Annotated in this window: 22 protein-coding genes, 1 pseudogene and 1 riboswitch; of the genes and pseudogenes, 3 read left to right on the top strand and 20 right to left on the bottom strand. The window is 43.6% G+C overall.

The features are described 5' to 3' along the window. Positions 1 to 850: 850 nt before the first annotated feature. From CHH53_RS02300 to CHH53_RS02205, 20 genes are all read right to left on the bottom strand, one after another. A complete protein-coding gene (locus CHH53_RS02300; RefSeq protein ID WP_095214517.1) occupies positions 851 to 1,396 on the bottom strand; it encodes a T6SS immunity protein Tdi1 domain-containing protein in 546 nt (181 codons plus the stop codon). Between the two features lie 19 nt (positions 1,397 to 1,415). Continuing rightward, complete coding sequence (locus tag CHH53_RS17565) at positions 1,416 to 3,359, bottom strand: polymorphic toxin type 15 domain-containing protein (RefSeq protein ID WP_233134788.1); 1,944 nt, start codon at positions 3,357 to 3,359, stop codon at positions 1,416 to 1,418. Positions 3,360 to 3,362: 3 nt separating this feature from the next. Next, complete coding sequence (locus CHH53_RS02290) at positions 3,363 to 3,686, bottom strand: hypothetical protein (RefSeq protein WP_095214516.1); 324 nt, start codon at positions 3,684 to 3,686, stop codon at positions 3,363 to 3,365. Next, positions 3,687 to 4,394 carry a DUF5081 family protein gene (locus CHH53_RS02285; protein ID WP_095214515.1) on the bottom strand — a complete coding sequence of 236 codons (708 nt, stop codon included), beginning with the start codon at positions 4,392 to 4,394 and terminating at the stop codon, positions 3,687 to 3,689. Then, positions 4,391 to 4,693, bottom strand: coding sequence for a hypothetical protein (locus CHH53_RS02280; RefSeq protein WP_095214514.1), 303 nt, complete (start codon positions 4,691 to 4,693; stop codon positions 4,391 to 4,393). Before CHH53_RS02280 ends, CHH53_RS02285 begins: the two co-directional genes overlap by 4 nt. Before the next feature lie 3 nt (positions 4,694 to 4,696). Beyond that, on the bottom strand, positions 4,697 to 5,035 hold the full coding sequence (locus CHH53_RS02275) for a chorismate synthase (protein ID WP_095214513.1): 339 nt from the start codon (positions 5,033 to 5,035) through the stop codon (positions 4,697 to 4,699). Between the two features lie 270 nt (positions 5,036 to 5,305). Beyond that, positions 5,306 to 5,776 carry a DUF5085 family protein gene (locus CHH53_RS02270; RefSeq protein WP_095214512.1) on the bottom strand — a complete coding sequence of 157 codons (471 nt, stop codon included), beginning with the start codon at positions 5,774 to 5,776 and terminating at the stop codon, positions 5,306 to 5,308. Beyond that, entirely contained in the window at positions 5,773 to 6,228 is a 456-nt protein-coding gene (locus CHH53_RS02265; RefSeq protein ID WP_095214511.1) for a DUF5085 family protein, read from the bottom strand. Before CHH53_RS02265 ends, CHH53_RS02270 begins: the two co-directional genes overlap by 4 nt. Positions 6,229 to 6,249: 21 nt before the next feature. Continuing rightward, positions 6,250 to 7,056: a hypothetical protein gene (locus CHH53_RS02260; protein WP_095214510.1), complete on the bottom strand. Its 807-nt coding sequence runs from the start codon at positions 7,054 to 7,056 to the stop codon at positions 6,250 to 6,252. Positions 7,057 to 7,072: 16 nt separating this feature from the next. Beyond that, entirely contained in the window at positions 7,073 to 8,563 is a 1,491-nt protein-coding gene (locus tag CHH53_RS02255) for a T7SS effector LXG polymorphic toxin (protein ID WP_095214509.1), read from the bottom strand. 42 nt (positions 8,564 to 8,605) lie between these two features. Beyond that, complete coding sequence (locus CHH53_RS02250; protein ID WP_095214508.1) at positions 8,606 to 8,875, bottom strand: TIGR04197 family type VII secretion effector; 270 nt, start codon at positions 8,873 to 8,875, stop codon at positions 8,606 to 8,608. Between the two features lie 4 nt (positions 8,876 to 8,879). Further along, positions 8,880 to 9,299, bottom strand: a complete 420-nt coding sequence (locus CHH53_RS02245; RefSeq protein ID WP_095214507.1) for a YwqH-like family protein — start codon at positions 9,297 to 9,299, stop codon at positions 8,880 to 8,882. A gap of 13 nt (positions 9,300 to 9,312) precedes the next feature. Beyond that, positions 9,313 to 13,746 (bottom strand): type VII secretion protein EssC, encoded by a 4,434-nt coding sequence (essC, locus tag CHH53_RS02240; RefSeq protein ID WP_095214506.1) that lies wholly within the window; start codon positions 13,744 to 13,746, stop codon positions 9,313 to 9,315. Positions 13,747 to 13,791: 45 nt separating this feature from the next. Further along, a complete protein-coding gene (essB, locus tag CHH53_RS02235) occupies positions 13,792 to 15,036 on the bottom strand; it encodes a type VII secretion protein EssB (RefSeq protein WP_095214505.1) in 1,245 nt (414 codons plus the stop codon). 43 nt (positions 15,037 to 15,079) lie between these two features. Next, positions 15,080 to 15,334 carry an EsaB/YukD family protein gene (locus CHH53_RS02230; protein WP_095214504.1) on the bottom strand — a complete coding sequence of 85 codons (255 nt, stop codon included), beginning with the start codon at positions 15,332 to 15,334 and terminating at the stop codon, positions 15,080 to 15,082. A gap of 10 nt (positions 15,335 to 15,344) precedes the next feature. Then, complete coding sequence (gene essA, locus CHH53_RS02225) at positions 15,345 to 15,845, bottom strand: type VII secretion protein EssA (protein ID WP_158221454.1); 501 nt, start codon at positions 15,843 to 15,845, stop codon at positions 15,345 to 15,347. Continuing rightward, positions 15,820 to 19,356 carry a type VII secretion protein EsaA gene (esaA, locus tag CHH53_RS02220; protein WP_095214502.1) on the bottom strand — a complete coding sequence of 1,179 codons (3,537 nt, stop codon included), beginning with the start codon at positions 19,354 to 19,356 and terminating at the stop codon, positions 15,820 to 15,822. The genes essA and esaA overlap by 26 nt, the downstream gene beginning before the upstream one ends. 158 nt (positions 19,357 to 19,514) lie before the next feature. Further along, positions 19,515 to 19,808 carry a WXG100 family type VII secretion target gene (locus CHH53_RS02215; RefSeq protein WP_095214501.1) on the bottom strand — a complete coding sequence of 98 codons (294 nt, stop codon included), beginning with the start codon at positions 19,806 to 19,808 and terminating at the stop codon, positions 19,515 to 19,517. 348 nt (positions 19,809 to 20,156) lie between these two features. Beyond that, on the bottom strand, positions 20,157 to 20,471 hold the full coding sequence (locus tag CHH53_RS02210; RefSeq protein WP_095214500.1) for a DMT family transporter: 315 nt from the start codon (positions 20,469 to 20,471) through the stop codon (positions 20,157 to 20,159). After that, positions 20,471 to 20,806: a DMT family transporter gene (locus CHH53_RS02205; RefSeq protein ID WP_095214499.1), complete on the bottom strand. Its 336-nt coding sequence runs from the start codon at positions 20,804 to 20,806 to the stop codon at positions 20,471 to 20,473. The genes CHH53_RS02210 and CHH53_RS02205 overlap by 1 nt, the downstream gene beginning before the upstream one ends. Before the next feature lie 37 nt (positions 20,807 to 20,843). Further along, positions 20,844 to 20,940, bottom strand: a riboswitch (guanidine-I (ykkC/yxkD leader). Between CHH53_RS02205 and CHH53_RS17850 the strand changes: the two are divergent. From CHH53_RS17850 to CHH53_RS02195, 3 genes and pseudogenes are all read left to right on the top strand, one after another. After that, positions 20,920 to 21,021 (top strand): annotated as a pseudogene (locus tag CHH53_RS17850) (hypothetical protein); the annotation flags it as partial. Its footprint overlaps the riboswitch before it by 21 nt. A 16-nt stretch (positions 21,022 to 21,037) precedes the next feature. Then, a complete protein-coding gene (locus CHH53_RS02200) occupies positions 21,038 to 21,811 on the top strand; it encodes an arylamine N-acetyltransferase family protein (RefSeq protein ID WP_158221453.1) in 774 nt (257 codons plus the stop codon). Positions 21,812 to 22,042: 231 nt separating this feature from the next. Beyond that, complete coding sequence (locus CHH53_RS02195; protein WP_095214497.1) at positions 22,043 to 23,086, top strand: nitronate monooxygenase; 1,044 nt, start codon at positions 22,043 to 22,045, stop codon at positions 23,084 to 23,086. Positions 23,087 to 23,237: the final 151 nt, after the last annotated feature.

The following is a 23,237-nucleotide window of genomic DNA, read 5'->3' as shown; positions in this document are numbered from 1 at the left end:
TTTTCTTAAAACTCTTATAGTTTGCCATACGTGGTTCGATAACCTTCCTCACTTAAGGCTTCTGCTAACCTAGAAAGTGACCAATCTCTATTATCTTGCTTCAGTTGAAATAAACGTTTCACTACTTCTGCATGTTGGTTATGTATTTTTAATTCTTTATTACCCTTTTGCTTCGTGTAACCAAAAGGTGCCCTTCCTCCTGCATAGCCACCTTCCTTTGCTTCTTGTTTCTTCTCTTCGTTAATTTAAGGGCAATTACAAGCCGTTGATATTGGTCTAATAACTCCATTTAGCCATTGAATGTGTATCAAGTTCCAGCCTTGTTTCTTACAGTACGTTTTAATTTCATCTTCTTGATATTTCAAGGCTATATCCATCTTTTGCTTGTCCTTGTGTTCAAACTCGTATATACCCAATAACGTTCAAGTTTTCACCCTCCCGTTACATAAATTTTAATTTTCGTAACGCTTTTTAGCGAATAGCGAGTATTATAAGACCGTCTCTAGGAAAAATACAACCCAAAATTTATAAGCACAAGCAATATAAGAACTCTCTTTCATGTTACCTTATTGTTTATCGCCACGAGCTTTGTCAATCTCGTTATTAGTTTGTCAGCAATTCCATATCATAACTATCTCTGCCATGTGAAATGTCATCTCGCCTATTTCTCGTTCTTATTCCGTTCCTCAAAGTGTTAAAACAATGCTTCATGATGGTACAATCTTTATGAGTTATGAATTTCAATTAAGCATCATCAATGTCATACAAAGTTTAAATTTCTAACAAAAAATAAAAGCACTTGTTGCCTAATAAGGCAATCAAGTGCTTTTAGTTAACATAGTCTTGAACATTACTGCACTGGTCCCATAAATTCAGTAATAATAAGAATATGTTCCTTCAATTTTACTTTCTTTAGGTTCTCAACTTTTTCCGCGCCACCTAAACCTAATAGAGGGGTGTATCCAAAACACTCATCATAGTTAGGGGCACTGTATTTACTAATCGCTTCAGGATAAGGCTGCCACATTAATTCATCGTTCATAAAATCATTATCTTTTAAGTCATCAAAAAAGAAATCAAATCCGGATGAAACAACATTAACATATCCTTTCCTAAAGTTTAATAAATTTACATACTTATCTTTTTCCCATACTATAATATCACCCATTGCGGTTGTAAAAATAGGAATGGCCTGCTCATACCTTAGATAACTTCTCTCTAAAATATCTAAATAATCGTCTGGATTAATAACTTTTAAAAAGTCATTTACGAAAGTACCAAAACCATATTTTTTCCATGTTTCTATTAATTCTTCAGGTAGTTTATCCTTATATTTTAAAATAATATCATCATCAACTGTTTCATGTTTTATAAAATCGCTAAATATAGTTTCCAATTAACATACCCTCCTTTAATTATTGAGTTAATTTCACATTTAAATAAGTATTCTTTAGCTGCTCAGATGACATATTCTTCGCCATTTCCCTAATTTGCTCATCAACAACATCAATTCTATATTTCCATTGTGAACCTATCGAGGAATTTACTCTTTTATCCCCCATACCTCCAATAATGTCTGTTCTTCCTCCAGCTATTTGATCTGGATTATGAAGTGCTGCTTTTGTTTCCAGCCATTCTGAAGCTTGCTTTGTCGCCTCTGCTCTGGAAAGTCCTTGTTTTCGCAGTTCAGCAATTTTATCTTTAAGTGCTTCTTGTCTAGCCATTTTTTGAGCTGCATTTCCTTCTATTGCTCTACCTTCAGCAATATATCTGTCTCTATTTTTCAGATACTCATCAACTGTAAGTTCATTCATACCTTTTTCTTGATCTTTCAATTGTCTTGCAAACTCTTCGGAATCATGTTTAACATTTCTTTTAAAATTAACTTCAATTTCTTTTATTCTAGGTACATCATCTAAACCTCTTACATTACCCGTACCCTTAACAGCACTTCCATCCACCCCAGAAGTCTTCGTCCCTCCAGGATGCACTCTCCCTACATTGCCACCGCTTACCTGCCCTGCATCCGCAGATCCTTTCACTGGCCCTACGCTGTTGACGGTTGTTACGCTATTTCTCATCATGATGGGACTTACGCTGCCGGCGATATTACCGTGGCTGAATGATAGATTCTCTGCTCCGGCTGCCTTTTGCAGTTCCAGGACTTTGTCTTGCTCCCGGGCTGCCAATTGGCTATTGCGGATACGTTCTTTTGCTTTTTGTTCCGCTACTTCCTGTAGATTTACTACATTATTTCCTGAAGCTCCGATGTTTTTTGAAGCGGATGTATCTACCTTGGTTGTATCCTGGATAGGGAATTCAATGACTTTACCGGTTTCTTCAACGTTATCACTTTTCACTCTTACATCCAGCTTATTCGTCTCTGAAGAAGTTTTCAACTGTTTTAAATCATCTGCAAGGTTTTTCATTCCTTGGGTGCCTGGATTGCCTGTATTCAGTGTTATAGCGTCGGCTTTGCCCAGCAGTTTACTGCCTGTTCGGGCGCTTCCGCTGAAGCTTGTCACTGCCCGGTTCACCGGGATGATATCCAATGGTGCCAGTATACCGCGTGTCACTCGTTCAGATGTGTCAAGCTCCCGGCCGGATGCCCAGTCCTTTCCGGAGATGGCACTGCCCAATTCCACACTGGCATAGGCAGCTCCCAATACGGCACCGGCTGGAGGACATACTACGGTGACAGCGACAGTGACGACGAGAGCGGCCATATTAATCCAGAATTCCTTCGTGAACTGGTCGTCTTCAATCGATTCATATTCGAATGCCCGCGTGTTGACCGCAGCTGTCCGATAGTCTTCTTCGCTGATATCCTCATCTGGATTTTCGACCTTCCACTTTTCAAATTCAGCTTTGATCTGATCGGCGTAATAATTATCTCCGCTAAGAATATCATCGATGGAGATTTCCGTTTTCTCCGTTTCATAAGTCGAATATGCCCCATATCCATATGGCATGCTTTTCACCTCGACCGCGCCGATGTGATTTTTGGTTGTATAGTTGGAAATGGAGGCATCCCGGACCGTTTGGACAAATTCATCGATATCTTCATAAAAAGGCTGATCGATCGTGTCTTCGACGATGGTCCCAACGTCTGCGCTGAATTTCTCCAGCACAAGATAGTCCTCATAGAGCCGCTGGTACTTATCTTTGTCGCTTGTATACGAGAAGGAAACGACACCATCGGGGTCATACTTATCTACAGCGTCACTGGCCTTCTCCAAATTCTTGGTGACATCCTTCATCGTATCGATGCCGCCTTTTCCCCAGGCACCCAATTCAATGAAGCTTCGGATACTTTCTCTCGTATTCTCCCATTGCTTACTTCGATAATTTACATCCAATCGCTATACCTCCAATGCTTCGATGATTTTTGCCGCGATTGCTTCGTCGGTTTCAATCATCTTCTCGAGTGTATGGATAACCAATGTGGAAATACGAGCATAGTGATCCTGTAATTCCATGAATTTCTCATTGGCGTCCGGATAGGCTTCCATGGCTTCCATGGCTTTCCCCGCTTTGTAGAAATTCGTATCTTTGATTTTTTCGATAGCCGGGAGAGCATTCGATTCCAATTCCGTCATGATGGCAAGCAGCGTCTTGTATATGTTTGTGATCTCCGTCGGATCGATCATGATACTGCTTGCGGAACTGCCTTGTGAAGTATGCAATCACCTTACCTCCTTCTGTCGATACGGAAAGTCGAGAGCATCGAATAAAAGCTTCAAGAACCAATATTGGCTCGCTTGGTAGTATTGCTTCTGATACGTATCAATCATGATCAGTTTGCCAGCATAAGTGAGTACAAGCCATTGCTGATAATAGTTTGGATTACGGGCGATCTGCGGTTTCACCCGCGGATGGAACAGCTCGATATTGACCATGTCACTGCCTGCTTTCAATTGATTGACTGCTTCCTTCTCTTCAGGCAGCAGCTCTCTTTGCAGGAAGTTCTTTTCTCCTTCAAGCGGCTCCCGATTCATAAGAGGCATCCTCTCACCGAGAAGCTTCAGCACGAGCGGTTTTGCCATGACATATAGTCTATAGGAAGTCCCTTCTTCCGTCTCCGCCAGAATGATTACCTCATCCGCTTCTTTTTCCCGGAAGGCAAACATCAAATTATTGATTCGTACATACTTCTGACTGAAAAAGTATTGATACAAGGTTTTGATGATGACGGCACCATCTTTTGTCAGCTTGCCTTCCTCTGTGAAGATTCCTTTTTGGATGAGCTGTTCATGCGCTTTGGACCAAGGCTCTTCTCCTTGAAGCTGATAGATTTTCTTATCAGGCAAACCGAATAAGGCTTCTGCGTCAAAAGCCGCGGCAAGCAAATATAATTCCGTCACATGAAAACTGTCATTTTCCTGCTGGCTCATAGACTTTTCACTTCCCTGACCGATTTATGATTGGAAAAGTCAGCCTTATAATCTTCCAGATTATCCAGCGCTTTCTTCTGCAGGTTGGCTGCATCCTTCAAATCCGCATGATATTGGATGAGCAGCTCCAAATAGGCCAGGAAACTGTCACGTGATTTTCCCTTCCAGTTCGAACCCTGCACCAGCGCCAGCAGTTCCTCGCTCTTGGCATACGTATTATCCAATGATTCCTTGAGCTTAGCCGCAGCATCTTTGGCGGAGCTCCATCCCTCCTGATCGATCACTACATCCTCTGCCATCGCTCAATCCTCCTTTGCTTCTTCGATCGCTTTGCGCTTGTAATACAAATAGCGATCGTACGCCTGATTGCTGGCACTCACCAGCTTGCTCCGATAATCCATCTCCTTATCGATATAATCCGAGAACTTTGCATCCAGCCGTTCCTGCGCTGGAAGAAAATCATTGAACGGCATCGCATCCTCCGCCACACAAGGCATACTGCTTTTATAGGAGGAGAAGGAGGACTCTGCTTCTTTTATCAGCTTGTCGTGCTCTGCCTTTAAGTCCTCCAGCTTATTGTATAGCTTGAGATATTCATCCCGTTTACGCTCATTTTCTGTACCGAAGAGCCATTCCAACACTTTTACTCACTCCTCACTTTGCTATCAGGCAGGTGCTTTTTTCAACTGATCGAATAATTGAGCAATGTCTTTTTACACAAAACCTACGTTATTCCAGTCGCATTAATCATCAGACAACCGCTCTTATAATTACATACATACTGCGTTATACTATGAAACCACAGCAACTATCAGTAGTTGCTACCATCTTCCCATCGCAAGCTATAATCAAGTGCTTCAGCGTATTGCCAAACCAGTCTCTCAAACTGCAATATTTATGACTGTATTTAACTAAATTCCCTTTCCTATATGTGTTCTGTAACCAACACTCATCTCCACATAAGTAACGCCAGACATACTTGTCTTGTATTCAATAAATACTGGTGTATCCTGCTCTAACCGATTCACTTGTAAATAGCCGATCAAATCCCAATATCTCTTTTGAGATTCATAATTGAAATTCTCCATTATTCTCGTCATTACCATTGGGCTTAAAGTGAAATAACTGCGAAATCTAACATCTTCTTTTGGATCGACTAGACCTTTTATTGTATCTTCTTTAACTGTTAAGAAAATCTCTGCTGTCATAATTTCGCTCTGAGGATCACTAATAATAGAGAAAAACATGTTACCAGACAAATGCAGCCCGCTTCCTTCCAATATCATTCTAAAATCGTCAATAGCTTTATCGATTTCATCAGGATGGAAAGCATAATATTTAGAAGCTACATTACGATAGGCAACCTTGTGATTCGATATCAATTGGAATCGCCCCGCTTTATAGGTACATAGACATCAATGATAATGTCCTCATATACTTCTAGTAAAAAGCAATAATATGTGTCTTCCAATTCTATACCTGCTGAAATTGCATAATCCTTAACTTTGGTGTATGCAGTTTGAAAATCTAATTCTTCTGAAGCCTGGCGTAAGACTAATGCCTCTTCCACTTTAAATTCCGGCTCAAATCTAAAATTCGGATGTTCCTCTAGTTCCACCCATTCATTAATTGGGAGAAAATATTCGAACAAGCCAAACTTAGGTTCATTTTCCACTGGTTTAACTGAAAAGAAAACTGGACCATTCCGATAGATATCTTCGTTCAAGGTAAAGTTCTCCATTATCACAACGCCTTCTTGCCAGTCTTCACGCAACATGGTATTTTTATATATTAATACATTTGAAAAATAGAGTTGTTTCGCTTCAATAGTCACATGAATGTCCCCCTAATTTTCTTACCTAATCTTATATGCCTTCTTTTTCTTCTTTTTTGGGGTTTTAAATCCGAATGGTTTTAAATTCCCTTTACGATTGTGATTAAAGCTTTCATAACGAATCTTACAATATAAAATTACCAGCTGCTCTGGCAGTACAAATAGCATTGTCATATAGATAAGGATACAGAGCGTCCCCATAATGAAGATATCGAAATTCGCTATAGGAATAATCCTGAATAAGTATTGAATTATAAATACTGCACCAACACCTATAGCTATAAAGACAGGTAAATGACCTCTGACGAAATCTTCCCACTTCTTTCTCACTTTGTCTTTACGGCTATCAGCTCTGTATTCTCCTCGCTTTAGAAGTAGAAATAAACGAACGCTAGTTACTACAAAAACTAACCCTCCAGCAAACAAAGCCAATCTAGTTATCATAAGTAAATTATTTTGTGAAATCCCGTATACATTCCCAAATGCAAACAACGCAAATAAAAGCGGAAAAGCCCCAAACAAATTTTGAGAAACAATTATAGAAATGAAATATTGAATCTTTTCGTAACGTTTATAGAAGAACGGCAATCCAAAAACCAACCCAAAAAGACTTAATACAATTGTTATGTATAGATGCGCCTTGTAAATGTCCTCTTTATTTGGATAGATAGAGTATTCGAATACTACGACGTACACAAGCAAAAATAATATAGCATTAAGAAAGATTGAGACAATCAGTACGGCTCCAAGAGATGATATACTTTGACGTGTTTCAAGTGAATTTCTTAGAGCCCAGAAGTCCATCTCCTCTAAATTTCGTCTTCCCATATTTACTTACCTCCTGCTACTTAAACCACCCTTTAAATTTATGAAAACCATCCTTAACCATCCCGGTTAGAGATTTTCCTTTTTTCCATTCCTTGCTAATAGCCCAGTTTGCTACAACTCCAAGACCTACCCCTATCGCAGTCCCGACACCTGGAATTGGGATAAACGCAGTACCTGCAGCTGTAAATGCAGCTTGAACACCAGTACTTATGGCAGTGTCTATAGCAGTATCTTCTGCAGCTCTTACATGCGCCTCGGTTCCTTTTAGACCATCTTTCTTAGCATCATTATAATTACTGTAGTAACCAAGACCGACTCCCAGAGGTGCTATTGCTTTTCCGGCTGTCTTTGACATACCTTTAGCAGTATCATCCAAATCACTCACTAATGATTTTACATTAAAAGTATCTTTTATCCCGCCTTTAAATCCATTACTCCAGTCTTGTTTAAAGGATTCAAATTTTTCTCCGAAGGATGCTTTCTTTTTCCAACCATTAAGCGATGGATATTTCTCCACCACAGGCTTACCTGTAGTAGACCATATATGCTTACCTGTTTTTTTATCATAATACATTAACGTTGCTTTCTGTTTATACTTTACTCTCGTGTCATAACTCCAGTGCTTTTTTGCTATACCGGACTTTTTATGTTTCAGTTGCTGCCTCGCATGATAATCCGGTTCTACCCCTAGCTTTTTTAAAGCTTCTTCTGAAGCATAGATACGGTAAATTGGTTTGCCCGTAGTTTTATCAACTGATCGCGATACTGTTAATCCTAAATCTTTTGCCGCCTGCATTACAGGCTTATTGGTTGTATATCCAGATACAGCATCCTTGATATAGGTAATATTTGTGGTTGCCTTGTTTAGAGCAGCCATGACATTAGCTAATGATGAATCAGCGCCAGTTTCAAAACGATCAGTCCCGGATTTCTTCCCCGCCTCCGTCATTGCGTTACCTATTTGATCGATCACTTTAGCTAAATTATCGATGTCTCCATAGTTTGAGGAATGATAACTTTCCAGGTTATCATTTATAGTCTTTACAACCTCTTCCGACTTTTCTTTCTGGGTGGTCGCTTCCTTAAGCTGTGGTTTATCCACATTACAAATATCCAGAATTCCGTCAATTGTTTTATGGATGGAAGATTCACTTGTTTCCAGTTTAGCATGTTGAGTGTCTACTTCTTGACAAGTTTCTACCAGATAATCATTCTCAATGATAGCAGCTTTATCTGTATCCACGACAGTAGCAAAAGTCTCTATATGATTGGTTAGATTCACCTCTAATTCTTCCCATAAATCCTGAAACAATTTTATAGTCAGTCCATGTACATTGGTAAAATAACTTTTTGCATTAGCAGCTGTTCTCCCCCTAAAGGAATCCATCTTTGTAATTTTGTCGATATCTGAATTTATTCGCTCCAGAACCTCTGTAATATTACTTGAAATATTGGCTAAGTCCTCGGAAAAGCGGCTAACCTCACGCATGTCCACTTTATTTCCCATTAATCAATCCTCCCTGAACAATTTATTCAGCGGACGGTTGTATCATTTCTTTCCTAGCTGCTCGTCAGTGTCCCGTATTGTTTCTCCTACCTCTTTCAATGTTTGGATATCCTGGGCAAGTAATGTCTTATATTTATCCAAAAGTTCAATAGCTTTGACCATTTGTTCTAGATCTTTCGTAAAAGGGGAAATATTTGTTTTTTCAAGGATATAACTTTTATGCTGGCTAAAAAGCAATGCTTCCGCCGAAGCTTTCAGACTGCTGACATTGGTCTCGAAAACTTCCATATTAATTGCTACTTCTTTCCCCATAAACTCACTCCTTCTTCATTTCCAGCTTTATCCGACCTTCTAAACTGCTCAAAGATACAGACAGCTTCTCTGCACTTGCCAGACAGTTAGCACGGTTCGCTTCGCAGCGGACTATTTCATCATCAATCGCTTCTTTTGCTTGCTTCGTTTTTTTTACAAAGAGCTGTATTTGTTCTTGGTATTCTGCATAAGCGTCAGAGAATCGAGTTTCCTCTTTCCCCTTCCAGCGCTTTTTATCAATTTCGTGCGTGTCAATTTTATTTTTATCTGCTTCGAGTGTAGTAATATCTGCCTGAAGAAGGTTAGAAGCCTCCTGGAGGCGATTAATTTTATCGCCCCATCTGTTGGCTTGGCTTCTTGCATCACTGATTCCATTTAGCAAGGATTGCTTACGTGATTGCAAAATGCTCAGATTCTTACTCAAGGATAAGCTCCTCCTATTCCGGAATTTTCACCTTCACATGCTGGTGATCCATCGCGACATAGCATTCATACGGTTCAGGATATTTCTCCTGGCGGATGAATGGCTGCTTGAAGAGGTCCTGATCGCCAAGGCGCATGCCGACAAGGCCAAAGATGGCCTGGCTGCGCAGATACTTCGGTACTTGTTCGTAGCTGGTGCCAAGATAATTGTAGACACTGCAAATAATGAAGTAGATGCCGGCTTTGGCTCCCCGTTCCATCATGAGTGTCGCTTCTTCGAGTGTGAGTCCGGCACGTTCGGTGAAGTCCTGCAGATCCGCAACCTGGACAAGCCACATAGGTTCCGTGATACCTTCTGCGTTGCGCTGCTTGATTTCGTGGATGATTTCATTTTTTATCGTGGCGACTCCAATGCTGTCGGAAACGTATGCATGCATATCTTTTCCGATACCAGCAAAATCCTGATCCTCCGTATCGATCAGCATGGTTTGATAGACATCTTTCAATAAGGTCATATTCTTTGCCACCGAGTTGATCATGCGATCCAGTCTGTCCTTTCGATCGCTGATGACAGTCAAATGATCATATAGGGCCGGATTGTAGGCAACAGGCAATACTTCCTCGAAATCCAGTCCAAGCGGTACTTTCTTTTCTTCCACGATCCGTTTCGTACGGCGCTGCTCCTTGAACTGCTGGAAGTCGACGACGCCTTCTGGCATCATCGGGATGGCATCCGGATAATCACCATCCCACGCTTCATTCATATCATTGGCCAAATCTTGGATCCGATCGAGGATTTCCAATACTTCCTGACCGTGTTCAGGCAGCATTGTCTGGAATAGTGCCGGATCCTCGATTTTCATAAGGCCCCGCCCTGGTATCTCTTCGATTTCGATGTCGGTCCGGCCGACAATCGATCTTGCTTCGTTGGAATCAATCAAGTACAGCGCGATTTGGGTCTTGATATTGGACAGCAGCGGCATTCGCATTGCACTCTGACGGCCGGCACTGATGATCAGATGGATCCCGATGCTGGCACCTTCACGAGCAATCTGCGTGATGACTTTTTCGAAATCATCATTGAAATCACTGTCCCTGACAGATTCATAGTTATCGATCACAAGGCAAATATTCGGTACTGTTTCGCCGCTTGCTTTTTCGAACAGCTCTATGTTGGCTACGCCAAATTGACTAAGCTTTTGTTTACGCTGCCTCATGACATCTGCAAGCATGCGGGTTAGTTTCCCCACCTTTTCCACCTGGTCGATAAGGAAGGTATCTGCCACATGCGGCAGGTTTTTCAATGGAAGCAGACCGTTCGTGCCAAAATCAAGCAGGTATACATGCAAATGCTCTGGATTATGCTGCTTTACCAAATCGATGACGACAGTCTGCAGGAACGTGGACTTGCCGTAGCCTGGGCTTGAGAATACGGCGATATGACCGTCCTTCGATAAGTTCAAAGTCAGTGGGATTTGCTGCTGCAATTCCGGCTGGTCGAGCAGGCCGATCATTGGCTCAAGAGGCTTTTTCGGTTCTTTCCATGCATCCCGGAATGCCACTGGATGCAGTTCCGGTCCATAAATCTTCTCCGGCAGGGGCGGCAGCCATGGACGTGCCAATGGTTCGATCTGCTGCTCCTCCGTGTAATCGGCGATATGGTCAATGATTGCGTCAAGCTCTGATGGTATCTTCTCGATGGACTCCTTCTGCTCGAGTCCGCTTAAATCTTCCGTCAGAATATCGTATTGTCCTAAATCATTGATACTGTAAATAGTAAGATCCACATGATCTTCATTGTTTTTGTCCGGTACATAATCCGCGCCGCTCCATGCGCTTTGGAACAATTCATAGATTTCATTGTTCCCGACTTGCAGATACGCCCGGCCTGGCAGGGTGATTTCCGCTGCATCAGGTGTTTTGATGATTTCATTCGAATCGCTGGCATTCTGCACCTTCAATGCCAATTTGAATTTGGAGTTAGACCAGATTTGATCATCCACAACCCCGCTTGGTTTCTGTGTTGCCAGGATCAAATGAATTCCCAATGAACGGCCGATCCGAGCCGTCGATACAAGCTCCTTCATAAAATCAGGCTGCTCTGATTTCAATTCGGCGAACTCATCCGAAATCAGGAATAAATGCGGCATTGGTTCTTCCACTTTTCCTTGCTTGAACAGCTTCTGATATTGGTTGATATGATTTACATCATGCTCCCCGAACAAACGCTGCCGTTTCTGCAGCTCCGCTTTAATGGAAGCCAAGGCCCGCTTTGATTGAGCACGATCCAAGTTGGTGATCGTCCCCATCAAATGTGGAAGCCTGCGGAACAGATTCGCCATACCTCCGCCCTTATAATCGATCAGGAGGAAGGCCACCTCATATGGATGGAAGTTTACCGCAAGCGAGAGAATATAGGATTGGATGATTTCCGATTTACCGGATCCCGTCGTACCCGCCACCAATCCGTGCGGTCCATGCGCTTTCTCATGGAGGTTAAGCTGGACAATATCCTCTTTCCCCCGCAGTCCAAGCGGCACGGCGAGTGTCTTATATGTCTCATTGGAGCGCCAGCGAGCTTGGATTGCCAGCTCTTCGACTTTTTCCACTCCGTACATTTCCAGGAAGGTCACTTGTTCCGGGATGGAGTTCTTCAGGTTTTGCAAATGATTCAGCGGTGCCAATGCCCGGGAAACAGTTTCTTTATCGAAATCCTTCGGGAAATGATCCGGCTGGAATGCTTTATTGACGAGCTCCCCTTCTTCCAGGATGATCTTTCCGTCGCTGCTGTCACGGATATCGATGACAGTCTTCACATGCTCCGGCAATGCACGCATGACATCCTGGACGAAGACGAGCGATACACCATATTGGCTCGGATCTTCATTGAAGAATTCCATGATGGTATGATCCAGTATCAGTTTCTCATCGGTGATCAGCACGACGTAATGAGGGGAGAAATAAATCTTCTCATTGGAATTGCTTTTTTCATCGACCTGCAGCTTCCGCTCTTTCAGCACTTGATAGAGGCTGTGAAGTACCTGATCACGCGAACGTTCATGATAGATGAAGCCGCGGACGTTGATATCACGCACACTTGCATGCGGCAGCCAGCGCATCCAATCCCATTCTTCCTTCTCTTCTTCCGGGAAAATCGTCACGAACTGCAGATCATGATAGCTGTGGAATAATGCTAGTTGCATGACCAATAGCTGAAGCTGTTCCAGCACGAGCCTGCGCTGTCCTATATATCCGACAGGTCCCTTCATTAAAGAAGTGACGACCGGGACATCATGCAATTCCTTGAACTGCTCGAGCAAATGCCTCGCTTCATCCATCAAGTCATCCTGATCCTGGGTGAATTCCTCTTCGTTGAATGAAATCTCGAAGCTGGTGTCCACACGTCCCAATCCCGTCCGGAAATTCAGGAAATCATGATGATAGATTGTCTTTTCATAGATTCGCGCTTCCGTGGCAGCTGCCATTTCCGATATCCTCTGTACATCAGGGTAATGGTAATGCAGCGCATGTCTCTGTTCCTCACTCGCATGATAAAGTTCCTTCGTTTTACGCTTCAGGTATTTTTTGTACGTTTCTTCCCTATGCTTCATATCCGCTTTGTATTTCCGTACATTCTTCACATAAGACGTGATCGAAAATATAACCGTCACAATTGTGGCGAGCACCATTACGATAATGAAAATCCCTCGCGGCTGAATCAGGGAAATTGCAACCAAAGCCGCAATCATGACAAGCGGCGGTACGATATTCCTCGCCAATTGCTCACTCGGTTTACTTGGTTTGCTGGCTGGTTTTGCAATCGTCCGTTTCTCTTCCGGTTCCCGGTAAATGATACGCGGTGAACGATGATAGTCCGGATACTCCCCTGCGTAGGGTTTCTCCTGGCCGATCAGTTCCATGAATGACGCTTCCATCTTCCCATCGGATAGGATTTCAATCGCATCTCCATATACTGTCAGCAAGACACCATCAGCAAATAAAATATCTCCGTCCTCGACCGCTGCGTCATCTTTCAGGAGCTGATAGTTATGGTAGACATTCCCGCTTCGTACATCCAAACGGAAATCGGATTCTCCTTCATCCCGCAAAAGGACGAAATCAGCATTCCAATCCGCTTTGCGTATATCATCATAGGCAGCCGCGCCAAATGTGATCGTTTGCTGGCCGGCAATATCAAACACGTTGGCTTTGTCAGCGTCAAGCAAATGAAGATGCAGTTCCCCTATTTGCTTTGCAGTGCGAATCTCTTCCTGCTCATAGGTTAATCTCCGGCCATCCCATTCCAGTACTGATTCCGCTGTCAGCCCGCTTACAGTCACCTGATCTTTGCGCTTGCTCCCAATGGTCAGCCTTTGAGCTGATCGTTCCGGCAAATGGCATTTATGCAGTTTATCTTTATAAGCTACAAGCAGTATTTTATGCGCCATCTTTCCTTCTTCCTCTCTGTGCACTCCATCCATCGCTGATAGACATCATTTCTCTTCTTGGTCATTTTTTTCTTCTTTTGCGTTCTGCTGTTCTCCTGAAGCTGATTCTTGATCGGATTCCTCACCTAAAGGATCTAAATCATATTCCTCCACCAACTGATCCAGCTGATTTTGAAGCTCCTCCACTTGACTGTCCCGATCCGTCCCGGAAAGGTCAGGATTGTTTTTCACTTGTTCGATTTTCTTGATCAATCCGTAAATGATCAGCTGCGGATCATCAAGATATTTGGCTTTATCCAAAGAAGTATCCAATTCACCACGTCCATTGTAGATCCAATAAAGCAAGTAATCCTGGTCACTTTTCAGTGTGACATTCTTCAATATCGATTCTTTTTCCTCATCCGATAATGCTTCCACCTGGATATAGGAATACGCCAGTGCATATTTTGTCTGGCTCGGAAGCTTTTCCGGATCCTCTTCTGCCAATGTCGAAATGACTTTGTTATAGTTGTCTGCCAGGAACTCCCCATGGGCATCCAATTGCTTATCCTGGAATGGTTCCTTGATCAGGGCAAAGTACACGAGCGGGACAGCAAGCAAAACACTGAGGGTGATCATGATGATCGACAAACGCTTATACAATCGGAACCGTTTCGCCGGTACAAAGCTCATCGTCTTATCTGTTTTATTCTGTTCCTTTGTGTAATTTTCCAGAAGGAAGCGCCTCAATGCTTCGATCGATTCAAGCTTTTGGATGCCCTTCTCAAAATCGGACTCATTCGCATTCTCCAGGGAGCCATGATAAAGCTGATCGAATGTGTACTTCTTGGAAAACATGGCGATGCACATGCATTTATATTGTTTAAGGAATGTCTCTGACTGCATATCGAATGGGGGTGCGATATGACGGACACCGCGATGGATCACCTGCGGCATCAAGTTCTCATCAAATACGAGATTGTCAGGATGAAGGAAAAAAGTGATCCGACTTGATAGGAATTGCTCCAGCTTGCCAATATTGCTCAAAACGCGCAGCTTATCATTTTGGCGCAGCTTCTGGATGTCGGACCACTTTTTACGATCGGGATGGATGGTATAGATGAATTCAAAAGTATCCTCCTGTTCCTGTATCTCCATAGGTGCAAACAGGTCGGAAGGCTGTTGCATCAAGTGCAGCTGCCGGATATCCTTCACCGAGGTTTGTGATACTGGAAGCGTTATATGGACTGCTTGCTTTTCCTGCTTCAGCGTATATGTAATATTATCCAATTCCATTTTTTTCTCATTCATGTTTTGCTGGCTCCTTCACAATTAGCACAGACGGCTTGATAGATTACAAGACTACAAGTATATCGCCATCTGTCACCGGATAGTCTCTTAGGTAGTCATCATCCGCCAGGACAAGGTGCTTGGTTATGATTTTAATCGTCGAATAAGTATCACTTTGATCCAAATGCAATGTATCCATCACATGATGGAGCAGCTGCTTCACCGTCAGCTGAGTGGGAATGCGCAAATCATACACAGAACCTTCCCCGAAGATATGCTGAAAGTCCATCGTGACATTGATATGTTTCGTATTGACCATCGTCCTTCTCCTAATCCAATAGTTTTCGCATCAGCATATATAAGCCGATACATAATGCAAGTGCAATTCCGATCAGGAATACTAATACACCATTTCCCGAATCCTTTTCAGGCTCATCTGCTTCATTTTGACCGTTCGCTGCTTCAGAGACATAATCTGCAGTGAACAATGTTTTCTGCACTTCTTCCAAAGGGGATTTTTGATGGAGTTCAAGTGTAAAGACTCTATCCTGCAAAGCTTCTGCTTGTTCCCTTTTCGTTTCAGCTTTTTGCCGGATTTCATCTGTCGTTTCGCCATTGAACAATCCCGGGAACACTTTTTCCTTTTCTGTTTCCTTCAAATCTGTTTTCACATCTTCTTTTTGGATACGGTCGATTTGCAATTGAAGGCCACCGCGTTCACTTTCCTCTTCACCAGAATGAGTTTCTGCTGATGCTTCGATAGGCAGAAGCATCAGCAGAAAGATGGTGAATATGAACGCCAAATCAACCCACTTCCGTTTGGTCGTCATCGGCATTATCTACTCCTTTTTCCGATTGGCTGAGCACCAATAGGTTGGCCAGGGCCCCTGCCGCAGCTGCGATTACCAATACAAAGATCGCAACGACGTAGTTGACCGAGCCTTCTACAATACGAAGCATGAATGTTTCCATGTACTGCAGAGGAGAAAACTTCTCGATTGTCGGGAACGCTGTGCTTGCTGTCCCGATTGCATCTGTAAAGAACAGATACAGACTGAAAATCGCAAGCAGGATGAACATACCGATCATCTTCACCTGCCGCAGCAAGTACGTCGCCACCAACAGCATCGCCATGATGAGCAGGGCCATGACAGCAGTCAATTGCAGCTTATTCAGATCGTCAATCGGCAAATAGTAGCTCGAAACGATCCCGATGACGATACCTTCCAGCAATCCGATACCTGCTGTGATGACAGTGATCGGGGCATTTTGTATCATCAGTGATGTATCTGCTGCGAATTGGTCGTCTTGCTTGCGTCTCATATGCAAGGTTGAGATGACATAAGACGTAAAGAGGACGACGATGAAACTGATCAGCACTAGATAGTAAGGTGTGAAAATTGTTTTACCTTGCGCTGCAATCGTACCCTCATTGCTTGTTTGAACAGGATTGGAAAGGAAGTCATAGAGATTCTCATTCTGCCTGTCGCCAACCCGGCTGTTTGCCAGCACTTCGGTGAAGTTCTCGGCGAAGTCCTGATCATTGGACAATTTGTCTGTCAGATTGGAAGCAAGCTGTTCTGCATCACTCACTATGTCAGTGCCGCTCTGCTCGATTTCCCTTGCTTGTGTATCGATATTCTCGAAGGTCTCATAGACTTGATCAGCCGTGTCCGTGTTGCTTTGCGCTTGCTGGGCTAACGTCTGACTCGAAGTCAGCAGCGGCTGGAATTCGCTGCCCAAAGTAAGCACGGCTTCCTGTTCACCTTGTGCATTTGTCTGAATCTCTTCCTGCTCCGCCAGCAGTCCAAGTGCTTGTTCACGCCAAGCAGCGACATCCTCCAATGTCTGGCTCACATTCTCATTCAAGACAGCCGCTTGCTCCGTTGCAGCGGCAACCTGGCTGGTCAGTGTATCAGCATCTGCAATGGCCTGCTGTACTTTTGTTTGGTAATTACCAACCTGCTGACGGAATGCTTCTGCAGGTGTGCGAAGCTGTTCCGTTACGCTGCCGGTGATTTGGCTTGTCATGTAGTCTGCGAGCAAGTCCTTGATGTCTTTTTTGTTGAACAGGTAATACAGGGAGTCTTTGTCAGCTAGATCCCTCAGGTTGCCAGAACCAAAATCATCAGGCAGACTGTGCAGACCAAAGCCAAAGTAGCTCTCATATTGCGAGCCTAGTTCCTGATAGGCAGAAATGGTATTGGTCACTGTATGGATCAATGTCTCTGTCGTATCATCCAAGTCCTCCACCGGCGTACTGATTTCGTGCCGGATGGTATGGTCTTTGATATAAAGCTTCTCTGGCTCTTCAGGTTTTTCTTCTTCACCCGGTTCTTCTTCTTCCGGCTTATCATCATCCGGCTGGTCGGCGGAATCATCAGGCGTGCCTGGTTCCATCGTATCATCAGGGTTTTCCGTATCATTCCCCCCCTGATTATCTTCTTGATCATCTGCCGGGGGATCAGTTGGCGTTTCTGCATTTTCATCCGGCTCAGTTCCACCCCCAGGCGAAGTTCCCCCGCCGTCTGATGGTGTTTCCTCTGCCGGAAGCTCTTCTTCCGTTTTACCTTCCTCAGGTGCTTGATCGCCGTTGTTCACTTGTGTGGTTGCAAGCAGATTGCCTGCTGCAGGTGTATAAGCTAATTCATCTGGTTTATCGACATCTTCTAAATCCTTTTGTTCTAACGTCCAGCTCCACGCAATCGGTTTATATACATCAAAGCTTCCTTCATCCTTTTTCAATGTAAGGCTGACTTTGAATTCACCTTCACGGTTTGCTGGCAGTTTCACTTCTCCGTCCACCAGGGATCCCGTATAGCCTTGTTCTTCTTCCCCAGGAAGCTGGATGCCCAAATATTCAACAGAGAAGCCTTTCGGGACTTCCAGACGGAAAATCTGACCTTCTTTTTTATTTTCAGGAATGTGAACAGTATCCGTTACCTGGACACCTTCTTTGGTCAGTTTTTCATTCAATCTCTCAAACTCATCTTTCAACGTCGGAGAGGGGTCCCGATCAATATTCACGGGCTTGAAATCACTTTGATATTTTTTCGTCATTCGAATGACATTACCGATCTCATCCACAGTACTTTCCGGTAATCCTACATCCTGAAAGTCCTCAATCTCCAAAGATGGCAGTTTTCCGATTGCATGGTTGATCCTGTTCCGAGCGACTTGATTGGGGTCTTCGAACAGCATGTTGATGTTCAAGTTCTGGTCTTCGGCCAACTCTTTATCAATCGTATTCCTGATTCTGTCTTCGATTTTAGCCCGGAATTTTTCATTGCTTTCTGTCAGATATGCATCAATATCCTGCTGAAGGGAAGCGACTCTTTCAGAGGAATCCTGCAGCTGTCGCTGTAGGGACACGGAACCAGAATAGATATTTGTTGTATTAAGAGGGGTTGCCGGCTGGCGCATGATCGAATCGGCGGCATTTTGCTGGGCTGCAGCAAACTGACGGTTGATTGCTTCATTCGTTGAAACCAGCTGATCCAGGCGCTGATCCACTTCCCCTGCAGTCAATCCCTGACTGAATTGATTGATTTGATCCTGGAAGCTTAGTAGATTCGTATTATTTGCTTCCTTTATATTCATCACTTCATCCAAGCTGCTGACGAAGTCTTCTCCCAATTGACTTTCATCGGCAAGCTGTTCCTCGTAGGAATTCAATAACTCCCCAAAGCTTGTAAAACTATCCTTGGATACTTCGGTATTTTCCCTTACCATACCGAATTGGTCGGTGTATCCGGACAACGGCTGGAATATATCGGAGTTATAAGCGTTCGTATATACTGCTTGGCGGTTGACCATTTGACCGATATTGTCCTGCGCGTTCTGCAGATTGCCTATGATGCTGGCGAAATAGACATCGATGATCCTTCTATTAAAATCATTCAGTATATCACTTGCCGTTTTCTCCGCCTGTTCTTTCATACGCGGATTCTCGGATGCATTGATCTTATACTGCAGCACGACCTGTTCCGGTGCTTCCGCCGTTATATTCAGCGATTTCTCCGAAAAGTCGTTAGGAATCACGATCATCATATCGTATGTATTATTCTTCAAACCGCTTTCCGCGACTCCGCGACTTACGACAAACCACTCATTGTCATCACTTTCACTGACAGAATTGACAAAGGCATCCCCAAATGCCAGTTCGGTTCCATTCAAAGTGGCTCCCTGGTCTTCATTGACAAGTGCCACTGACATATTCTGTGTCTGGGGCTGTTCAGCTGTCTTGGTCGTTTCCTGATGTAAAGTTAAGTAAGACAATCCAGATGCCAGCAGTACGATCAGTACCAAAAATAATATCCATCTCTTATCGAACTTCTTCAATATACACTCAACTCCTGGTGTCTCCTGTTTACGTAATATATCGTCCTACGTGCGTGACTGCCTAGCTCTTTTGAACAGTAATCGGGCCACATAACGCATGCGTCATGCAGCCCACCCTGTCGTGTAATGCGACGGTCAAACAGCAGCCGGATGGATGCTTATCTGAATCCGAAGTTTTGTGATAGTGCTTCGTCTTGCTCTTGTACTGCCTGAGCTGTTTTCTCAAGCTGCTGCTGGATATCAAGCATAAGCTGTGAGAACTCCTTGACTTTTGGCTGCAGCTGTACGAATTGATCATCAAAGCGATCGAATGCTCTACCTTCCCACTCTGAACGAAGTTGCACTTGCAATGCAGATAGTTCAGAAAGAATGTGATCGATCTGTGAAGAACTATTACCATATTTTTTTGCATGGGCTTGTAACTGCTCCGGGGTCATACGAATTTGTCCCATTTGCTCAGCTCCTAATTAAGTTTTTTACAGAAGGTTGTAGCACTGCCAGTAAATGTATACCCAGTACCTTCTCAAATAAATCCTAAAGAAAGCACTATTCAAAGTCAACGGAGGATGAAATGATTACCAGAAATTGAGCGTTAAGTCCTGATTCCGCCCAGGATTATAACCCCATACAGCAATAAGAAATGATTTCGAACCATTATAAAAGTCTTATAAACTGGAATTTTGATGTTTTATGGAGAAATAAGACAAATAATGATATTTTACATTTTTTTCATCAAATTATATGCTGGCAAATTCAATTTCAAATACAAAAAAGAGGTGTATCCGCACACCCCTTTCCTCTTAAGCTATTAATTTCAACCCTACTGCCGAAGCAAGTATCATCGCAATACAAACAAGTCTCTTCCAATCCTTTGATTCCTGAAAGAAAAGCATTCCGACGATTGCTCCTCCGGCAGTTCCTATGCCGGTCCAGATAGCATAAGCCGTCCCCATCGGAAGGTAGGACATACTGTAGGACAAACAGCCGAAGCTCCCGGCAAAGCCGAGGATGAACAAAGCTATATTCGCAAAACTCGGTTTCTCATTGAGTTTATTGATCATCGTGACTCCCAGCACTTCGAACAAACCAGCTACAATCAGCACAATCCAAGCCATCAGGCACCCTCCTCCTGATTATTCCCGGTCACAAGCTTAAGCCCGATCACACCGGCCAGCAGAACTGCAATCAATAATACCTTGACCAGCTTGAACGGCTCACCGAAGAACAGCATATCCACAATCACCGTTCCGGTCGATCCGATGCCGACGAATACCGCATATACCGTACCGACAGGCATATGCTTGCTTGCCCGCAGCATCAAATAAAAGCTCAGCAGGATACAAATGATCGTCCCTGCCCATTCGATTGCATTATTTGCGTGCTTTAAGCCGATGACCCATAATACTTCGATCAGACCAGCCAGCACGACACTGAGCCATTGTTTTGTCATCTTGATTCCTCCAATCAAAAAAGCCCGGGAGATAGCAATCTCCCAGGCTTTTGTCCCTCCGTGTCACAGCGATGCTGTGCGTTTTCTCTCGGACCAGACCAGCTAGCTGCTGCGGAACCCTAGAAAACTATTTCCCATATTTACACTCAGGTCATTATAAAGGATGGAAAAACACGATGCAAGCAATTAATTATAGGAGTATTTATAATGGTTAAGTCAGGAGGAATCACAATGCAAACATTCAAAACCTTATTCCAGCGGCGCATCAAGCTGAATGAAGCCCCCTCATTCAGCACGCTGCCGGTCCTGCTGCAAAAATTTGCCCAGGAAATTCCGTTTGAGAACTTACGGATCATCGAACAGCGGCAAAGTCATCTATCGAAAGAAGGACTGCAGGAGAAAATACTTATCCAAAGCGAAGGCGGTGTCTGTTATGAACTGAACACCCTTTTATATCATTATTTAAAAGAAGGCGGATGGGATGTCACGCTGCTGTCTGCTTGTATATTTGACCAGAAAAGGAATGATTGGAGCATCACAGGCAATACCCATGCAACGATACTACTGGAACATGATGGCGAAAAATATATAGTGGATGCTGGATTTGGTGCGAATATACCTTTATCCCCAGTACCACTGGCAGGAAATGCCGTGGAAACTGCCAATGGACAATTCCGTATTGAGCGTGCAGAGGAAAATTATATACTGGAACTGAAATTAGCGGATCGCGATGAGGATTGGCGCATAGGTTATCGGTTTTCACCAGCCGATACCATCACCGATTTGGCAGAACTGCAGCATATGCAGCAAATTATCGAGACGCATCCCGATTCCCCTTTCAACAAAGGTAAGCTGCTCACAAAACGGACCAACGAAGGCCTTTACGTTCTGACACCTTCTTCCTTTACAGAATGGCAAAACGGCGTCCCTTCGAAGCGACAGATAGATGAAGAAGAATATTACGAGCTGCTGCGAACGACATTTAACATGGAGAGGCCGCTGTAAATGCAGCCTCTGTTCAGGAAGCCCATCTAGGTGAGGCTTTCACCTCCGTACTGCTATATACATTGTTCCGAACAGCTTTCACTCGAACTAGGAAAAAGCGTTATAATGAAAACAAGTACATGCCAGCCCATCTATTTCTTTTGGCAAAACAAGAATTGTCAAGCTGTCGGTTTCAATTGAAAATGAAATTCGGGAAGTTTAATTCTTAACTTATATGGGAGGGGATTATGCATGAATGATTTCATGGAAGCGTTCTCGTTGACAAAGCCTATCATTCAGGCGCCAATGGCTGGCGGCATTGTCAAACCGCGTCTCGCAGCAGCTGTTTCCAATTATGGTGCATTAGGAAGCCTGGCTTCAGGATATCTTACACCCGGGACCTTGGAAGAGCAGATCAAGGAAATGTTTGAACTGACGGAGGGCTCTTTTCAGGTTAATTTATTCGTGCCATCCGACAATGGAATTCCTCATGATGAAGATGTACTGCGATGGAAACAGAATGTTCCACTAGGTGAGAAAGCAAGTCCTTTTACAAGGATCCAGGAAGAATGGGATGACTTTTATGCAAAAGTTGAATTGATACTGGAAAATGGGGTCAAATATTGTTCATTTACTTTTGATCTTCCTCCTGAAGATGCTGTCAAGGAGCTGAAAAAAGCTGGCTGCCGCTTGATCGGGACAGCTTCATCGGTCAAAGAAGCAATCTTGATGGAAGAATGCGGCATGGATGCTGTTGTGCTTCAAGGTAGTGAAGCTGGCGGGCACCGGGGAGCCTTCTTAAAAACGAAAGGCGATCCTGGTATAGGTTTAATGGCTTTGATTCCGCAGGCTGCAGATGCAATCAATATCCCAGTCATTGCTGCTGGCGGAATCACGGACCATAGAGGTGTGAATGCAGCATTGACATTGGGTGCCAAGAGTGTACAAGTAGGGACGGCTTTCTTGACTTGTCACGAAAGCAATGCGCATCCTGCATACAAACAAAAAATACTCGCAGAAAAGGAAACCGCTACAAGATTGACCAAACTTTTTTCGGGAAAAGAAGCCCGGGGCATTGTGAATAACTGGATGGAAGATAAGAAACTTGATGAACAAAGAGTCCTCCCTTATCCTTATCAAAATACAATCACGAAGCCCATGCGACAGCAAGCTGCTCTGGAGGATGACCCGGAGCAAATGTCATTATGGGCCGGCCAGGGCATTCGGTCCCTAAATAAGGAAACTTCCGTAAAAGAACTTTTAGATAAGCTTTGCCAGGAGAATATCAGAGTTTAAGTTGAAGAAATAGACAGCTTCTTATATAAAAAGGTGCCTGCAATTACAATCCTTTAGCCATCCATTCGATGAACGCATTGTTTTAATTATGAGGGGGGCAAAGCTCTAAAAAAAAGAAAGAGGCTGGGACATAACTAATTCCCCAGTACTT

The organism is Terribacillus sp. 7520-G (assembly GCF_002271665.1).
GTDB lineage: Bacteria > Bacillota > Bacilli > Bacillales > Amphibacillaceae > Terribacillus.
The sequence above is the reverse complement of the archived record's forward strand: the minus strand, read 5'-3'. Positions and strand labels throughout refer to the sequence as shown.

What these genes read in the sequence shown, in the direction of transcription:
- CHH53_RS02285 (WP_095214515.1), bottom strand. Translation starts at nt 4,394, where the DNA reads ATGAGCCAGCAGGAAAATGACAGTTTTCATGTGACGGAATTATATTTG.
- CHH53_RS02280 (WP_095214514.1), bottom strand. Translation starts at nt 4,693, where the DNA reads ATGGCAGAGGATGTAGTGATCGATCAGGAGGGATGGAGCTCCGCCAAA.
- CHH53_RS02260 (WP_095214510.1), bottom strand. Translation starts at nt 7,056, where the DNA reads ATGGGAAGACGAAATTTAGAGGAGATGGACTTCTGGGCTCTAAGAAAT.
- CHH53_RS02255 (WP_095214509.1), bottom strand. Translation starts at nt 8,563, where the DNA reads ATGGGAAATAAAGTGGACATGCGTGAGGTTAGCCGCTTTTCCGAGGAC.
- CHH53_RS02250 (WP_095214508.1), bottom strand. Translation starts at nt 8,875, where the DNA reads ATGGGGAAAGAAGTAGCAATTAATATGGAAGTTTTCGAGACCAATGTC.
- essC (WP_095214506.1), bottom strand. Translation starts at nt 13,746, where the DNA reads ATGGCGCATAAAATACTGCTTGTAGCTTATAAAGATAAACTGCATAAA.
- essB (WP_095214505.1), bottom strand. Translation starts at nt 15,036, where the DNA reads ATGAATGAGAAAAAAATGGAATTGGATAATATTACATATACGCTGAAG.
- CHH53_RS02230 (WP_095214504.1), bottom strand. Translation starts at nt 15,334, where the DNA reads ATGGTCAATACGAAACATATCAATGTCACGATGGACTTTCAGCATATC.
- essA (WP_158221454.1), bottom strand. Translation starts at nt 15,845, where the DNA reads ATGACGACCAAACGGAAGTGGGTTGATTTGGCGTTCATATTCACCATC.
- CHH53_RS02215 (WP_095214501.1), bottom strand. Translation starts at nt 19,808, where the DNA reads ATGGGACAAATTCGTATGACCCCGGAGCAGTTACAAGCCCATGCAAAA.
- CHH53_RS02210 (WP_095214500.1), bottom strand. Translation starts at nt 20,471, where the DNA reads ATGGCTTGGATTGTGCTGATTGTAGCTGGTTTGTTCGAAGTGCTGGGA.
- CHH53_RS02205 (WP_095214499.1), bottom strand. Translation starts at nt 20,806, where the DNA reads ATGACAAAACAATGGCTCAGTGTCGTGCTGGCTGGTCTGATCGAAGTA.
- CHH53_RS02200 (WP_158221453.1), top strand. Translation starts at nt 21,038, where the DNA reads ATGCAAACATTCAAAACCTTATTCCAGCGGCGCATCAAGCTGAATGAA.
- CHH53_RS02195 (WP_095214497.1), top strand. Translation starts at nt 22,043, where the DNA reads ATGAATGATTTCATGGAAGCGTTCTCGTTGACAAAGCCTATCATTCAG.